General features: G+C 45.8%; 1 pseudogene. It reads left to right on the forward strand.

From position 1 onward, the window contains the following. Nucleotides 1–240, forward strand: a pseudogene (locus tag SB775_RS33375) (acyl-CoA dehydrogenase); the annotation flags it as partial.

Genomic DNA, 240 nt, shown 5'->3' on the forward strand with positions numbered 1-240 from the left:
GGACAGCCGCCGCCCGGTCATCTCAGCCTTCATTGTTGAGAAAGGACAAAAAGGGCTATCAATTACAAATCCATATGACAAAATGGGGGTGCGCGGATCAGATACGGCTGAAATCATTTTAAACGAAGTGCGCGTACCAGCGCATCATATATTAGGAGACCCAAACAAAGGATTCAAGCAGTTTTTATATACATTAGACGGAGGACGAATTTCGATTGCCGCCCTTTCTGTTGGAATCGC

The sequence above is a fragment of the Peribacillus sp. SIMBA_075 genome (genome assembly GCF_046534585.1).